Annotated in this window: 12 protein-coding genes and 3 tRNA genes; 8 read left to right on the forward strand and 7 right to left on the reverse strand. The window is 63.2% G+C overall.

The features are described from left to right. Positions 1-66 precede the first annotated feature (66 nt). From AAHM40_RS12030 to AAHM40_RS12040, 3 genes are all read left to right on the forward strand, one after another. Positions 67-693, forward strand: a complete 627-nt coding sequence (locus AAHM40_RS12030) for a DUF1780 domain-containing protein (protein WP_342244850.1) — start codon at positions 67-69, stop codon at positions 691-693. Between the two features lie 88 nt (positions 694-781). Continuing rightward, positions 782-955 (forward strand): DUF3094 family protein, encoded by a 174-nt coding sequence (locus tag AAHM40_RS12035; protein ID WP_342244851.1) that lies wholly within the window; start codon positions 782-784, stop codon positions 953-955. Positions 956-1015: 60 nt separating this feature from the next. Further along, positions 1016-2314, forward strand: a complete 1299-nt coding sequence (locus tag AAHM40_RS12040) for an NAD(P)/FAD-dependent oxidoreductase (protein ID WP_342244852.1) — start codon at positions 1016-1018, stop codon at positions 2312-2314. Positions 2315-2455: 141 nt separating this feature from the next. On the opposite strand, the gene AAHM40_RS12045 is transcribed toward AAHM40_RS12040, so the two are convergent. The 3 genes from AAHM40_RS12045 to AAHM40_RS12055 all read right to left on the reverse strand — a co-directional run bounded on the left by AAHM40_RS12045 (position 2456) and on the right by AAHM40_RS12055 (position 2703). Beyond that, a tRNA-Lys gene (locus AAHM40_RS12045) sits at positions 2456-2531 on the reverse strand. Between the two features lie 10 nt (positions 2532-2541). Next, positions 2542-2618 (reverse strand) — tRNA-Pro (locus tag AAHM40_RS12050). A 9-nt stretch (positions 2619-2627) separates the two neighbouring features. Then, positions 2628-2703: transfer RNA gene (locus AAHM40_RS12055), tRNA-Asn, on the reverse strand. A 205-nt stretch (positions 2704-2908) separates the two neighbouring features. Here AAHM40_RS12055 and AAHM40_RS12060 point away from each other — a divergent pair. After that, positions 2909-5224 carry a DUF1631 domain-containing protein gene (locus AAHM40_RS12060; protein WP_342244853.1) on the forward strand — a complete coding sequence of 772 codons (2316 nt, stop codon included), beginning with the start codon at positions 2909-2911 and terminating at the stop codon, positions 5222-5224. A 20-nt stretch (positions 5225-5244) separates the two neighbouring features. Continuing rightward, positions 5245-5586, forward strand: a complete 342-nt coding sequence (locus AAHM40_RS12065; protein ID WP_342244854.1) for a PilZ domain-containing protein — start codon at positions 5245-5247, stop codon at positions 5584-5586. A gap of 62 nt (positions 5587-5648) precedes the next feature. Here the strand turns inward: AAHM40_RS12065 and clpB are convergent, their stop codons facing one another. The 3 genes from clpB to rluD form a co-directional block, all read right to left on the reverse strand. Further along, positions 5649-8213, reverse strand: coding sequence for an ATP-dependent chaperone ClpB (gene clpB, locus AAHM40_RS12070; protein WP_342244855.1), 2565 nt, complete (start codon positions 8211-8213; stop codon positions 5649-5651). 169 nt (positions 8214-8382) lie between these two features. After that, positions 8383-9108: a peptidoglycan editing factor PgeF gene (gene pgeF / locus AAHM40_RS12075; protein ID WP_342244856.1), complete on the reverse strand. Its 726-nt coding sequence runs from the start codon at positions 9106-9108 to the stop codon at positions 8383-8385. Continuing rightward, positions 9105-10079: a 23S rRNA pseudouridine(1911/1915/1917) synthase RluD gene (gene rluD / locus AAHM40_RS12080; protein ID WP_342244857.1), complete on the reverse strand. Its 975-nt coding sequence runs from the start codon at positions 10077-10079 to the stop codon at positions 9105-9107. The genes pgeF and rluD overlap by 4 nt, the downstream gene beginning before the upstream one ends. Positions 10080-10226: 147 nt before the next feature. Here rluD and AAHM40_RS12085 point away from each other — a divergent pair, with 147 nt between their 5' ends. Then, positions 10227-11246: an outer membrane protein assembly factor BamD gene (locus tag AAHM40_RS12085; RefSeq protein ID WP_342244858.1), complete on the forward strand. Its 1020-nt coding sequence runs from the start codon at positions 10227-10229 to the stop codon at positions 11244-11246. A 66-nt stretch (positions 11247-11312) separates the two neighbouring features. Here AAHM40_RS12085 and AAHM40_RS12090 read toward each other — a convergent pair whose 3' ends face one another. Beyond that, positions 11313-12944 (reverse strand): NAD+ synthase, encoded by a 1632-nt coding sequence (locus AAHM40_RS12090; protein WP_342244859.1) that lies wholly within the window; start codon positions 12942-12944, stop codon positions 11313-11315. A 172-nt stretch (positions 12945-13116) separates the two neighbouring features. Between AAHM40_RS12090 and AAHM40_RS12095 the strand changes: the two genes are divergently transcribed. Together AAHM40_RS12095 and AAHM40_RS12100 are read left to right on the forward strand one after the other, a co-directional pair. Next, complete coding sequence (locus tag AAHM40_RS12095) at positions 13117-13353, forward strand: PP0621 family protein (RefSeq protein WP_342244860.1); 237 nt, start codon at positions 13117-13119, stop codon at positions 13351-13353. After that, positions 13343-14944, forward strand: a complete 1602-nt coding sequence (locus tag AAHM40_RS12100) for a sensor histidine kinase (protein ID WP_342244861.1) — start codon at positions 13343-13345, stop codon at positions 14942-14944. Before AAHM40_RS12095 ends, AAHM40_RS12100 begins: the two co-directional genes overlap by 11 nt. Position 14945: the final 1 nt, after the last annotated feature.

Below are 14945 nucleotides of genomic sequence, written 5' to 3' on the forward strand. Positions count from 1 at the left end.
GACAGCCGCTCCGCTGGAGCGTCGGGGGGTACCCAGAGCCCTGGCCGGAAGGCTAAGCTGCGGAACATGAACGAGTCCGACTACCTGCGCCTGCTGACGCGGCAGGCCGAGCAAGCCAACGACTTTCTGTCGAATGCGCGCAAGTGGGAGCGCGAGCGCTGGGTCTGCCAGCGACTCCTGCAGGCGCTCAACCTGCCCTATCGACTCGACGAGTTCAGTGCCAGTCAGGAACCGCCGGACGTGCAGTTCCGCGAAGCCAACTTCGAGGTGTTCTTCGTGCTGGACGAGGGGCGCCGACTTAACGAGGAATGGCGCGCCGAACTGGAACGGCGGCGCAGCGCCTTTTCCCTGGCTCAACTGGTGCGCCGGGAAAGTCGCCCAAAGCGCATCGCCGCCGCCGAGCTCCAGGCACGCCTGGCGCCAACCCTGCGCAAGAAAGCCCGCAATTATGATGAGCGGGGCCTCGACCTGGGCGAGCTCGACCTGCTGGCCTTTGTCAACCTCAAGCGCGCCACACCCGACTTCAACAGCCCGTTTCCACCCCCCACCGAATACTTGCGCCAGGGCTGGCGCTCGCTGTCGCTGGTAGGGTCGAACTTCGCACGGGTGCTCTTCGCCCATGGCGACGCACCGGATTTCCTGCGCAGCAACCTCGGTCGGACCATTCTTTTCGACGTAGGAGTCGGTCTTTGACCGGCTTCGTGCAAATTTACCCCGCCGCGCGTTGAGCCCCTGTGAATTCGCCGGCTAGAATGCCCACCACTACAAAGTCGAGGCCCCCATGCCCAGCCGCCTGACGCCCGAAGACCAGCAAAAGGTCGACCAGTACCTGAACCTCCCCCAGCACCAGGTGGAACGCCAGCCGTTCCGCCCGTGGCGCCTGCTGTGGGTAGTGCTGGCCATCGTCGTCGTCCTGGGCCTCCTAAGCCGCCTCCTGAGCCGACTGGTGCTATGAGCTGCCTCCTGCGCTCGCCCTCGGCGACAAAGCATTCCTATAGCCTTGCGAGACTTTCCCATGTCCCATCGTATCGTGATCGTCGGCGGCGGCGCCGGCGGCCTGGAGCTCGCTACCCGTCTGGGTAGAACCCTCGGCAAGAAAGGCCTGGCCAAGATTGTCCTGGCCGATGCCAACCTCACTCATATCTGGAAACCCCTGCTTCACGAAGTGGCGGCCGGCTCGCTGAACTCCACCGAGAACGAGCTGAACTATGTCGCCCAGGCCAAGTGGAACCACTTCGAGTTCCAACTCGGCCGCATGAGCGGGCTGGACCGCAAGCGCAAGGTCATCCAGCTGGCCGCCACCCACGATGAAGATGGGCGCGAGCTGGTGCCTGCCCGCGAACTGGACTACGACAGCCTGGTCATTGCGGTCGGCAGCACTACCAACGACTTCGGCACCGAGGGCGCGGCCCAACACTGCATCTTCCTCGACACCCGCGAGCAGGCCGAGCGTTTTCACCGCAAGCTGCTCAGCCACTATCTGCGCGCCCACGCCCAGCAGAACGCCAACGACCAGATCAGTGTCGCCATCGTCGGCGCCGGCGCGACTGGCGTCGAACTCGCCGCGGAGTTGCACCACGCCGCTCACGAACTGGCCGCCTACGGCCTGGATCGCATCCAGCCGGAAAACATGCGCATCACGCTGATCGAGGCCGGCCCACGCGTGCTGCCAGCCCTGCCGGAGCGCATCAGCGCCCCGGTACACAGCACACTGGAGAAGCTCGGCGTCACGGTGATGACCGGCGCTGCGGTCAAAGAGGTCACGGCCGATGGCTTGAGGACCGCCCAAGGCGAAAACATTCCGGCCAGCCTCAAGGTCTGGGCCGCAGGCATCCGCGCCCCCGCGTTCCTGAAGGACCTGGACGGACTGGAAAGCAACCGCATCAACCAGTTGGTGGTACGCCCGACCCTGCAGACCACCCGCGATGACGACATCTTCGCCTTCGGCGACTGCGCCGCCTGCCCGATGGGGGACGGCACCGAGCGCAATGTGCCGCCGCGCGCGCAGGCTGCGCACCAGCAAGCCTCACTGTTGGTGAAGTCGTTCAAGCTGCGCCTGCAAGGCCAGCCCCTGCCGGACTATCAGTACAAGGACTACGGCTCGCTGATCTCGCTTTCGAGCTTCAGCGCGGTGGGCAATCTCATGGGTAACCTGATGGGCAGCGTGAAGCTGGAAGGCTGGCTGGCACGGATGTTCTACATCTCGCTCTACCGCATGCACCAGATGGCCCTGTACGGCGCCTTCCGCACTGGCCTGCTGATGCTTAGCGACCGCATCGGCCGTAGCACGGACCCGCGTCTGAAATTGCACTGACCAGGGCTCGGCCAGGAAGGAATCCGAAAGCCGGATTCCTTCCTCTCCTCAAAGCTGCAGCGACTCAAGAAATCGAGACAAACAAAAAAGCGGCAAGGCTTTCGCCTTACCGCTTCTTCGGACCTCCCGAGAGGTCTTGTATGGTGGGTCGTGTAGGATTCGAACCTACGACCAATTGGTTAAAAGCCAACTGCTCTACCGACTGAGCTAACGACCCAAATGTGAGGTGGTCGGGGTAGAGAGATTCGAACTCCCGACATCCTGCTCCCAAAGCAGGCGCGCTACCGGACTGCGCTATACCCCGTATGGAAGTTGGCTCCGCGACCTGGACTCGAACCAGGGACCCAATGATTAACAGTCATTTGCTCTACCGACTGAGCTATCGCGGAACTTCGGTCTTCCAACTCTTTGTCGCCTCACCGTTTTGGTTTAGCGCTTCAGAGGCGCGCCATTTTACGGTTCCAGAACCGCCTGTCAACCCCCTAAAAAACGAATTCCTACAATGATTTGCAGAAGACCGGTCGAGTGCTATACCTGAGCCGTGGCGAGATCGTTGCAGGTCGTGGTCGCGACCTGTCTCCCTACAGGACGGCTATGAGCAATCAGGATCGACCCCCAACTCCTCCCGGCCCCGTGACGACCCTGGCCAGCCGCGGTATACAACCGCGCTTCGGTGATTTGGTGCAAAGCTGCCGCAAGCTGGTGATGAACCGGTTGGCAGAACATCTGACGGGGGTTTTCGGCCAGGTTGACGACACGCTCTTCGAATGCGCCGAGAAGGCCGAGAACAATCAGGTCCAGACGCTGTTCTTCGACAGCATGCGGGACATCCGCAAGCAACGCCCACAAATAGAACGCGCGTACCACCAGCGTATCGCCAAGCGTTTCGAAGACTTCCTCGGCGGCAAGCTGACGCCCGAGCTGAAAGCCGGCGAGCTGGATGCCGACCAGCTCCAGCTGATGGAAAACGAGGAGTACGAAGAAAGCCTGCTGGTCACCAATATGGTCAGCCGAGTCAAGTCGCGTTGTTCACAGTCTCTGTTCGCCCTCGATCAGCGCCTGGCGGTACTCAACGGCGGGCGCAAGCTGGGAGACGACGACAACCCGTTCGGCCCGCAGGCTGTGGCACTGGCCTTCCGCGAAGCGCTGGAGCCCCACCCCTTCCCGCTGCGGATCAAGACCATCCTCTATATGCTTTTCGACCAGCATGTGATGCGTGGCCTGGACAGCGTCTATGAGGCCCTCAACCAACGGTTGATCCAGGCCGGCGTGCTGCCCAACCTCAAGTACAGCGTGCAGCGTTCCACCAGTGTGCCCCATCCGCCCTCATCGGCAGCGGGTAAGGCACCACCCGGGGAGCAAGCGGCGCAACCGCCCACTCAAACGCCACCCGCTCCCCAGGCAAGCGGCCCACTGGACCTGACCGGCGCACCACCGAGCGATCCCGGCCAACTGTTCAGCGGACTGGCCGCCCTGCTGGGCGAGCGCCGCATGCACCACAGCGACGCTCCGCTCCCCGGCGGAACCCCGAGCATCTCGAGCTTTGCCCCACGAGGCGCAACCCGCACCTACAGCGCGGCGGAACTGCTGGAAGCGCTGAACCGCCTGCAACAACAGTCGGCCCAGGATCTGGCCAGCAAGTTGCGTCAGCCGCAGCGCGTCGACGGCCTGAAAGCCGACCTGCAACAACAACTGGAAAGCCATAGCAGCCTGCCGGGCCAGCAGAAGCTGTCCGACTACGAAGCGGATGTGATCGACCTGGTGGGCATGCTCTTCGACTTCATTCTCGACGATGACAATCTGGCGGATATCTACAAGACCGCCCTCTCCCACCTGCACACGCCCTACTTGAAGGTCGCCCTGCAGGACAAGGCGCTCTTCACCCAGCATCACCACCCGGCCCGCCGCCTGCTCAACAACATGGCCCAAGCCGGCGTGCTCTATACCAGCGAAGGCGAGGAGCGCGGGCTGCTGGCGAAAATGCACTGGGTGGTCGAGCGCGTCGTCCATGGCTTCAGCGGCGACCTGCTGCTATTCGACAGCCTGCTGGACGAGTTCAACGAATACACCGGCACCCTGCGGCACAAGGTGGAACTGCGCGAGCAACGTGCCGTGGAAGCCGCCAAGGGCCGCGACAAGCTGCTCGGTGCCCGCCAGCAAGCTGTCGATACGATCGGACGAATCCTGGCCGGTCTCGAGCTGCCGGGAATCATCCAGCACTTCCTCGAACTCACCTGGACCGACGTCCTGGTGTTCGTCCTGCTGCGCCATGGCGATCGCAGCAACGAATGGCAGCGTTCAGTGGAAGTCGCCGAGCAGTTAGCCTGGAGCGGCACCCCGCAGGACAGTGATGGCCGCGCCCGACTTCAGCAGCTGCGCATCCCTATGCTGGAAGATTTGCGCAATGGCCTGGAACTGTTGGGCGGTTACCACGAGGACGGCATCCGTCGCCTGCTCCAGGATCTGGTGGCCTGCCAGCACGCCGTGCAATCGCAGCAACCCCAGGTGGCAGCACGCATTGAAAGCCCGCTGCCGGAAAGCAAATTGGGCGAAATGCTCGGCGAAGACGCCGAGCTGGCCGCCATCCCACGGCCAGTCAGCCTCTCCAACAACGCCCAGGCGCTGATCAGGGAGCTGTCCCGCCTGGAGTTCGGCACCTGGTTTGAGTTCATCGATGGCCCGAGTGTTCGCCCCCTCAAGCTGTCGTGGTACAGCCCAACCACCCGCAACTACATGTTCGTCGACCATAGCGGCCAGCGTGTGGCAATCATGCCTATCACGCAGCTGGCCATGGACATGGAGCAAGGATTGGCCCGCCTGGTCCCGCCGGAACGCAGCGCCCCGTTGGTAGACCGCGCCCTTGGCGCCATCTACCGGGTGCTGCAACGCTTCACCGGCCGTACCTCCTGAGTCCGCAGTAGGAGTCCACCATGGAAGAACGTCGCCAGCACAACCGTCATGCCACCGAGTTGCAGTTGGAAGTATTCGATCTGCATTCGGGGCAACGCTTGGGCCGCATCGTCGACCTGTCGATGGATGGCTTCATGCTGCTGAGTGAGCTGCCGCTTGTCGCCGACTCGGTCTGGGAATGCCGATTGGTCCCGCTGACCTGGGTGGAGGGCCTGGAGGATATCCGCCTGGGCGCCGACTGCCTGTGGACGCGCATGGGTGAAGACCAGCGCAATTGCTGGGCAGGTTTTCATATCATCGACATTGCCGACGAGCAGGCCGCCATCCTGGAAGACCTGTTGCAGTTCATTCGCGTGCCATAGCCCGAACGACAACCATGAAAAAGCCCCGCAGTCTCGCGGGGCTTTTTCTTGCCAGCCATCAATCAGCTAAAGACGATTTCCTCGCCTTCCACCTTGGCGGTGATGGTGGCGCCAGGCGCGAACTGGCCGCCGAGAATCTGCTGGGCCAAGGGGTTCTCGATCCAGCGCTGGATCGCCCGCTTCAGCGGACGGGCGCCGTAGACCGGGTCGTAACCCACGGCAACCAGCTTATCGAGGGACTCCGGACTCAGTTCCAGACTCAGCTCGCGCTCAGCCAGACGTTTGCGCAGGCGTTGCAGCTGGATTTCGGCAATGCCACTGATCTGATCGCGCCCCAGGGGCTCGAACACCACCACTTCGTCGATCCGGTTGATGAACTCGGGACGGAAGTGCGCGCTCACGGCATCCATCACCGCCGCTCGCTGTGCATCCCGGTCGCCCACCAGTTCCTGTATCTGCATCGACCCGAGGTTGGAGGTCATCACGATCACGGTATTTCGGAAGTCCACCGTGCGGCCGTGGCTGTCGGTCAGACGGCCATCTTCCAGTACCTGCAGCAGCACGTTGAAGACGTCCGGGTGCGCTTTCTCCACCTCGTCCATCAGCACGACGGAGTACGGTTTGCGGCGCACGGCTTCGGTCAGGTAGCCGCCTTCCTCGTAACCCACGTAGCCCGGCGGTGCGCCGATCAAGCGAGCCACGGAATGCTTCTCCATGAACTCGGACATGTCGATGCGCACCAGCGCCTCCTCGGTATCGAAGAGGAACTCGGCCAGCGCTTTGCACAGCTCGGTCTTGCCCACCCCGGTCGGGCCGAGGAAGAGGAAGGAACCGCTCGGCCGATTCGGGTCGGCCAGGCCAGCACGCGAACGGCGCACCGCGTTGGCAACGGCGACCACGGCTTCGTGCTGGCCGATGACCCGCTTGTGCAGGCCCTCTTCCATGTGCAGCAACTTCTCCCGTTCACCCTCCATCATCTTGGCGACAGGAATGCCGGTCCACTTGGAGACCACTTCCGCGATTTCTTCGTCGGTAACCTTGTTGCGCAGCAGCTGGTTCTCGGTCTTGCCATGCTGGTCGACCATCTGCAGGCTGCGTTCCAGGTCCGGAATCACGCCGTACTGCAACTCGGCCATGCGCTGCAGGTCGCCCTTGCGGCGAGCGGCCTCCATGTCCTGGCGGGCTTGCTCGATCTTCTGCTGGATCTGCGCCGAGCCTTGCACCTCGGCCTTCTCGGACTTCCAGATCTCTTCCAGATCAGCGTATTCACGCTCCAGCTTGAAGATGTCTTCCTCCAGCTTGGCCAGACGCTTTCTGGTGGCTTCGTCCTCTTCCTTCTTCAGCGCCTCTCGCTCGATCTTCAACTGGATCAGGCGACGATCCAGACGGTCCAACGCCTCCGGCTTGGAGTCGATCTCCATGCGGATGCGGCTGGCGGCCTCGTCGATCAGGTCGATGGCCTTGTCCGGCAGTTGGCGGTCAGTGATGTAGCGATGCGACAGCTTGGCGGCGGCGATGATGGCGCCGTCGGTGATGGTCACGCCGTGGTGGACTTCATAGCGCTCCTTGAGGCCACGCAGGATGGCGATGGTGTCCTCCTCGCTCGGCTCGTCCACCAGGACCTTCTGGAAGCGGCGTTCCAGCGCGGCATCCTTTTCGATGTACTGGCGGTACTCGTCCAGGGTCGTAGCGCCCACGCAGTGCAACTCACCACGGGCCAGTGCCGGCTTGAGCATGTTGCCAGCATCCATGGCGCCCTCGGCCTTGCCGGCGCCGACCATGGTGTGCAGCTCGTCGATAAAGAGGATGACCCGGCCTTCCTGTTTAGCCAGCTCGTTGAGCACGCCTTTCAGACGCTCTTCGAACTCGCCACGGAACTTGGCGCCGGCGATCAGCGACCCCATGTCCAGGGACAGCAGACGCTTGTCCTTGAGACCATCCGGTACTTCGCCGTTGACGATGCGCTGGGCCAGGCCTTCGGCGATGGCGGTCTTGCCGACACCGGGCTCGCCAATCAGCACAGGATTGTTCTTGGTGCGGCGCTGCAGGACCTGGATGGTGCGGCGGATTTCATCGTCGCGGCCAATGACCGGGTCCAGCTTGCCTTCTTCGGCACGTTTGGTCAGGTCGACAGTGAACTTGTCCAGCGCCTGTCGCGACTCCTCGACATTAGGGTCGTTCACGGCTTGGCCGCCCCGCAGGTTGGCGATGGCATTCTCCAGCGCCTTGCGGGTCACCCCCTGGCCCAGCAGGAGCTTGCCGAGGCGAGTGTTTTCATCCATGGCGGCGAGCAGCACAAGCTCGCTGGAGATGAACTGGTCGCCCTTCTGCTGGGAAAGGCGGTCGGCCTGGTTGAGCAGGCGTGCCAAGTCCTGGGAGAGGTTCACGTCACCCGTGGGGTTCTGGATTTTCGGCAAGTGGTCGAGTTCGCGGGTCATGCCCTGACGCAGCGCCGCCACGTCGAAGCCCACCTGCATCAGCAGGGGTTTGATGGAACCGCCCTGCTGGTCAAGCAGGGCCAGTACCAGGTGTACAGGTTCGATGGCCGGGTGGTCGTGGCCAACCGCCAGGGACTGGGCGTCGGAGAGCGCCAGTTGCAGCTTGCTGGTCAAACGGTCGATTCGCATGGGTTCGTCCTTCCTTCAGATAGCGGGCCGGCGCGATGGTGGCGCCAGACACGAAAAGCCCGCCGGGATGAAGCTTAGATAGGGACGATTCTGCGCGATTCAACCTTTGTGAGATTGATCAACATCATGGCGAGGCCATTTGTAGGATGGACGCGGCTCAGGGCCACAGTCAGTCGGTCAGCCAGACGAGGCTGGCGAAACGCCCCGTGCGCGCAGCACGGCGGTAGGAATAGAAGCGCGGATCGCTGACGGTACAGAAACCGCCGCCATATACGGCCTGCACACCGCGCGCGGCCAGGCGGATGCGCGCCAGCTGGTAGATATCGGCCATGAACTTCCCTTCGTTGGCGCTGGGCCGGAAGGCCTGGCCGGTCTCGGGATGATGGGCCAGGAAGGCTTTGCGCACTTCAGGCCCGACTTCGAATGCTGCGGGGCCAATGGCCGGCCCCAACCAGACCAGCACCTCTTCCACCGGCAAGGCCAGGGCATCGAGGGTTGCCTCCATCACCCCATTGGCCAGCCCGCGCCAACCGGCATGGGCGGCCGCGACCCTGGTACCGGCGCGATCGCAGAACAGGGCCGGCAGGCAGTCGGCGGTCAGCACCGCGCTGGCGACGCCGGGTTCGGCGGTCCAGCTGGCGTCGGCCTCGTCCACGCGGCTCGGGTCAGCATGCGCCACGTGCACACCATGCACCTGGCTCAGCCAGGCGGGGCGGCAACCCAGGGTAGAAGTCAGCAGTCGGCGATTCTGCTCAACGGCCTGTGGATCATCCTCGACATGGCTGCCGAGGTTCAGGCCTTCATAGGGTGGCAGGCTGAAGCCCCCCTCACGGGTAGTGACGCAGGCCCGCACCCTCTTCGGAGCAGGCCAGTCGGGCGTCAGCCAGATGCTCATTGCTCGAAGGACTCACGGTCCTGACGCAGCAGGCTGAGTAGCCAGACGAAATCATCCGGCAACGGGGACTCCCACTTCATGCGCTCGCCGCTTGCCGGATGATCCAGCTCAAGGAAGCGCGCATGCAGGGCCTGGCGCGGGAACTCCTTGAGTGTCTGCACGAGGGTCGGGCTGGCTGCCGGCGGAATGCGGAAGCGCCCGCCGTAGACGGGATCACCGACCAGGGGGAAATTCACATAGGCCATGTGCACGCGGATCTGGTGGGTACGGCCAGTTTCCAGCTTGACGCGGGTGTGGGTATGGGAACGGAAGCGCTCCAATACACGGTAATGACTGACGGCCGGCTTGCCACCTGCGACTACGGCCATGCGCTGGCGCTGCTGGCCATGCCGGCCGATGGGCGCATCGACCTTGCCGCCGGAAGTGATCACACCAACCACTACCGCCTCGTAAATCCGGCTCACGCTGCGCGCCTGCAACTGGGCGACCAGGCTGGTGTGGGCTTCAAGGGTCTTGGCCACCACCATCAGGCCGGTGGTGTCTTTGTCCAGGCGATGGACGATGCCCGCCCGTGGCACGTTCTCCAGCCCCGGCACATGGTGCAGCAGGGCATTCAGCAGGGTGCCGTCGGCATGCCCCGCAGCCGGATGCACCACCAGGCCGGCAGGCTTGTCCAGCACCAGCAGGTGTTCGTCTTCGTAGACGATATCCAGCTCGATGTCCTGGGCCACCCACTCGCCCTGGGACTCCTGCTCGGCATTCAGCTCCAGCAATGCGCCGCCGTGCACGATGTCCCGTGGACGCAGCACGCTGCCGTCAACAGTAAGGAGGCCATCCTTGATCCAGCCGGAAAGGCGGGAACGGGAGTGCTCGGAAAAAAGTTGCGCGGCGACCTGGTCCAGACGTTGCCCGCCCAGCTCAGACGGCACTTCGGCGCTGAGTTGAATAACCTGCTTGGTAATCGAAGACATGCTCTTGCACGGAGGGGGCGTAGCCTTTGGTTTCAGTTACGCGCTTGTGGTTAAATACTGCGTCTTTGTCCCGGGGGTTCCGGGGCGCCCATCATAACAGGACGGCTCCAGCCAAGACAGCCAGCCGTCACAGGGACGCAAGCCGCCATGCAAGTGAAACACCTGCTGCTGATCGCCATTCTCGCCCTCACCGCCGCCTGTTCCTCCAATAAAGAAGTGGTGGACGAGAACCTGAGCGAAGCCGAGCTGTATCAGCAGGCCCAGGCCGATCTGGACAACAGCAGCTATACCCCCGCCATTGCCAAGCTCAAGGCCCTCGAATCCCGCTACCCGTTCGGCCGCTACGCCGAGCAGGCCCAGCTTGAACTGATCTACGCCTACTACAAGAACGTCGAGCCGGAGGCCGCCAAGTCCGCCGCCGAGCGCTTCATCCGCCTGCACCCGCAGCATCCGAATGTCGACTACGCCTATTACCTGAAGGGCCTGGCCTCCTTCGAACAGGACCGCGGCCTGCTGGCGCGTTTCTTGCCGCTGGACATGACCAAGCGTGACCCGGGTGCCGCGCGCGACTCCTACAACGAGTTCGCCCAGCTCACCAGCCGCTACCCGAACAGCCGCTACGCCCCGGATGCCAAGCAGCGCATGGTCTACCTGCGCAATCTCCTGGCCGCCTACGAAATTCACGTCGCCCACTACTACCTGACCCGCCAGGCCTATGTCGCCGCCGCCAACCGTGGTCGCTACGTGGTGGAAAACTTCCAGGAAACCCCCGCCGTGGGCGATGGCCTGGCCGTGATGGTCGAGGCTTACCAGCGCCTGGGCCTGAACGACCTGGCTGCTTCCAGCCTGGAAACCCTGAAGCTGAACTACCCGGACCACCCGACCCTGGTGGACGGCCAGTTCGTGCCGCGTGAAGAAGAAGCCGACAACCGTACCTGGCTGGCCAAGGCCACCCTGGGCCTGATCGAGAACGACGCGCCGCTGCCCCCGGGTGAAACCCGCGCTGCCCAGGACGTGATCAAGCAGTACGAGAACGCCAAGGAAGAAATCCCTGATGAACTGCAGCCGGAGAACCAGGACGAGGTGCAGGAAGAAGAGCACGAGTCCGAAGCCAACAGCAGCGACCGTTCCTGGTTCAGCTACATGACCTTCGGCCTGTTCGACTGATCAACGCCGCGTGTCTGTATGAAGAAGGGAGGCCACTGGCCTCCCTTCTTCGTTTCAGCACGGTCTCTAATCGCCCAATCGCCATCCCGAGGTAATGGGATAACGCCGATCCCGCCCAAAACCCCGCTGCGTCACTCTGATACCCACCGCCGCCTGGCGCCGCTTGTACTCATTGCGGTCCACCATGCTCAGCACGCGGTTCACCGTGTCCTCATCGAATCCTTCGGCGATGATGGCGTTGGCCGACAGGTCGTGTTCGATGTAGAGCTTGAGGATCTCGTCCAGCACCGCATATGGCGGTAGCAAATCCTCGTCCTGCTGCCCCGGCGCCAGCTCGGCCGAAGGCGGCCGCTCGATCACCCGGGGCGGTATCACCGGCCCCAGGCTGTTGCGGTATTCGGCCAGACGGAACACCAGGCTCTTGGGAACGTCCTTCAGCACATCGAACCCACCGGCCATGTCGCCGTAAAGGGTCGCATAGCCCACCGCCAGCTCGCTCTTGTTGCCGGTAGTCAGCACCAGGCTGCCCTTCTTGTTGGAGATCGCCATCAGCAGCGATCCACGGCAACGCGCCTGCAGGTTCTCCTCGCTGGCGTCACGTGCGTACCCCTCGAACTCCGGAGCCAGGACCTGCTGGAAAGCGTCCACGACGGGAGCAATGGGCAGCACCCGATAGGTGACGCCGAGCAAGCGCGCTTCGATCTCGGCGTCTTCTAGGCTGATCTGCGCGGTGTAGTGGTAGGGCATCATCACCGCTTCTACGCGCTCTGCACCCAGGGCATCAGCGGCTATGGCCAGGGTCAGGGCCGAGTCGATGCCGCCGGACAGCCCCAGCACCACGCCCCTGAATCCGTTCTTCTGGACGTAGTCGCGCACCCCCACCACCAGCGCCTGGTAGACGCTCGCCTCCAGTTCCTGTAGCTCGGCACAGTGGGTCCGACGCGGAAGCCAGCGCCCTTCCTGAAGCTGCACATCCACCGGATAAAGCCCCTCGACGAAGGCGGGGGCGCGCTGGCAGATCAATCCACTGGCATCAATGACGAAACTGCCACCATCGAACACCAACTCATCCTGGCCGCCAACCTGGTTCACGTAGATCACCGGCATTTCGCCTTCGGCAACCCGCTCGGCCAGCGTCTCCTCGCGTTCAAGCTGCTTGTCCAGATGGAAGGGCGAGGCGTTCAGACTGAGCATCAGCCTGGCCCCGGCGGCACGTGCCTGGGCCATGGGTTCGGGAAACCAGATGTCTTCGCAAATCGACAGCGCCACCGGCACACCCTTGATATCCACCACGCAGGGCTGGTGGCCGGGCTCGAAATAGCGCTTCTCGTCAAATACCCGGTAGTTGGGCAGGCGTTGCTTGTAGTAGGTGGCCAGTAGTTGTCCGTCAGCGATCACCGCGCAGGCGTTGTAGCGCTGTTCGTCTTCCAGCCAGGGGTATCCCACCACCAGATAGATACCGCGCACCTCGTCACGCAGGCGCTGCAGCCCGTGCTCGATACGCCGCTGCATGCTCGAACGCAGCAGCAAGTCCTCCGGTGGGTAGCCGCACAAGGAAAGCTCGGGAAAGACAATGACATCGGCTTCCCAGGCTTCGCGCGCAGCGTTCGCTTCCTCGATGATTCGCTCGACATTGCCTTGAACGTCGCCGACACGGAGATTGAGCTGGGCCATCACGATTCGCAGGCTTTGGCGCATGGCCGCCTCCCAAGCGTTGTGCAAGGCATCTGATGCACTTCAACGCCACCATACTCCCGCGCGCTCGCAGGGAAAACCAAACAAGGCACAGCGGCGTGCGGCCGGTCTCTGTGCGCGGACAACCGGCTTGGCTAAACTGCCAGCTTTCCACCAAGAAGAGAGCACCTTCGGCATGTTTCGCCTGCTGTTCTGGATTGCCGTGATCTTCGTCGCCATCTGGCTGTGGCGCCGCTTCAAGACCCCATCGACACCACGCCCCAAGCCTCACCAACAGGACGAAACCGTGCCCATGGTGCGCTGCGCACAGTGCGGCGTGCACGTTCCTCGAAGCAACGCCCTGTCACAGGACAATCGCTGGTATTGCAGTCAGGCCCACCTGGAACAGGACCAGAGCCCTGGTGAGCGCTGATACCCTTCCTGCCTCGACGGCACTCAGCGCCCAAGGGCGGCGCATCTTCCGCCTCTACAGCCTGTATCGGCTGTTGATTGGCGTAGCACTGGTCGTCTTGATCTCCAGCGAACTGGACGACCGACTGCTGGACCTGGCGCGCCCCGAACTGTTTCGCAACGCCAGCTGGTTCTACCTGATCCTCAATACCCTGATCGCCGCGTTGGTGCCCCGCCCCCGCAGCATGGTGCAGGTCTTCAGCCTGGCCGTGGTGGATGTATTGCTGCTGTCCTGCCTGTTCTTTGCGGCAGGCGGCACGCCCAGCGGTATCGCCAACCTCATGGTGATTTCCGTCGCCATCTCCAACATCCTGCTGCGCGGGCGTATCGGCCTGCTGGTAGCGGCCGTGGCGGCGATCGGGCTGATCTACCTGACCTTCTATCTCAGCATCAGCCACCCGCAGGCCTCCAGTCAGTTCGTCCAGGCCGGCGGCTTCGGTGCCCTGTGCTTCGCCGCAGCACTGTTCATCCAGGGGTTGAGCCGGCGCCTGCAACTCAGCGAAACCCTCGCTGAGCAACGCGCGGCCGACGTGGCCAACCTGGAAGCACTTAACGCTCAGATTCTGGAACGCATGCGCACCGGCATCCTGGTGCTCGACCCGAGCAATCAGATCCTGCTCGCCAATAACGGTGCGCAGACCCTGCTGGGCAAGGAAAACCTGAAGGGCCGCGCGCTGGACAGCCAATGCCGCGAGCTGCTGGCCAGCCTTCAGTACTGGCTGGCCAACCCCACCCTGCGGCCGCAGAGCCTACAGGCCTTCGCCAATGGCCCTACCCTGCAACCCAGCTTCGTTCACCTCCAGCGTGGGAATCAGCTAAACACCCTGGTGTTTCTCGAAGACATCTCGCAGATCGCCCAGCAGGCGCAGCAGCTCAAGCTTGCCTCGCTTGGCCGCCTGACCGCGGGCATCGCCCACGAGATCCGCAACCCCCTTGGCGCCATCAGCCATGCGGCTCAGCTGCTGCAAGAGTCGGAAGAGCTCCAGGGCCCCGACCGACGGCTGGCTCAGATCATCCAGGACCACTCACGCCGCATGAATCTGGTGATCGAGAACGTGCTCCAGCTGTCCCGACGCCGCCAGTCGGACCCGCAGTTGCTGGACCTGAAGTACTGGCTCACCCGCTTCGCCAGCGAGTTCCGCAACTCCTCCAGTCCCAACCAGACCCTGCATCTGTCCACCCTCGGCAGTACGTTGCAGACCCGCATGGACCCCCACCAGTTGACCCAGGTGCTGACCAACCTGGTGCAGAACGGCCTGCGCTACAGCGCCAAGAAAAACGCCCAGGGCCAGGTCTGGCTCAAGCTGTTCCGCGATGCCGAAAGCGACCTGCCCATTCTGGAAGTGGAGGACGATGGAGAAGGCGTCCCGCCCGAGCAGGTGCACAATATCTTCGAGCCCTTCTTCACCACTGAAAGCAAGGGCACTGGCCTTGGCCTGTACATCTCCCGCGAACTCTGCGAGAGCAACCAGGCCCGCCTCGACTACAAACCGCGCGAACAAGGCGGCAGCTGCTTCCGCATCACGTTCGCCCACCCGCGCAAACTGAGCTGAC

Origin of the sequence: Pseudomonas sp. OTU5201 (assembly GCF_038440135.1) — a bacterium.
Taxonomy (GTDB): Bacteria; Pseudomonadota; Gammaproteobacteria; order Pseudomonadales; family Pseudomonadaceae; genus Metapseudomonas; species Metapseudomonas resinovorans.

Bases quoted from the DNA above. Each gene is read 5' to 3' on its own strand.
- AAHM40_RS12060 (WP_342244853.1), top strand. From the start codon at position 2,909: ATGAGCAATCAGGATCGACCCCCAACTCCTCCCGGCCCCGTGACGACC.
- pgeF (WP_342244856.1), bottom strand. From the start codon at position 9,108: ATGAGCATCTGGCTGACGCCCGACTGGCCTGCTCCGAAGAGGGTGCGG.
- AAHM40_RS12065 (WP_342244854.1), top strand. From the start codon at position 5,245: ATGGAAGAACGTCGCCAGCACAACCGTCATGCCACCGAGTTGCAGTTG.
- AAHM40_RS12040 (WP_342244852.1), top strand. From the start codon at position 1,016: ATGTCCCATCGTATCGTGATCGTCGGCGGCGGCGCCGGCGGCCTGGAG.
- AAHM40_RS12030 (WP_342244850.1), top strand. From the start codon at position 67: ATGAACGAGTCCGACTACCTGCGCCTGCTGACGCGGCAGGCCGAGCAA.
- AAHM40_RS12090 (WP_342244859.1), bottom strand. From the start codon at position 12,944: ATGCGCCAAAGCCTGCGAATCGTGATGGCCCAGCTCAATCTCCGTGTC.
- clpB (WP_342244855.1), bottom strand. From the start codon at position 8,213: ATGCGAATCGACCGTTTGACCAGCAAGCTGCAACTGGCGCTCTCCGAC.
- AAHM40_RS12085 (WP_342244858.1), top strand. From the start codon at position 10,227: ATGCAAGTGAAACACCTGCTGCTGATCGCCATTCTCGCCCTCACCGCC.
- AAHM40_RS12095 (WP_342244860.1), top strand. From the start codon at position 13,117: ATGTTTCGCCTGCTGTTCTGGATTGCCGTGATCTTCGTCGCCATCTGG.
- rluD (WP_342244857.1), bottom strand. From the start codon at position 10,079: ATGTCTTCGATTACCAAGCAGGTTATTCAACTCAGCGCCGAAGTGCCG.
- AAHM40_RS12035 (WP_342244851.1), top strand. From the start codon at position 782: ATGCCCAGCCGCCTGACGCCCGAAGACCAGCAAAAGGTCGACCAGTAC.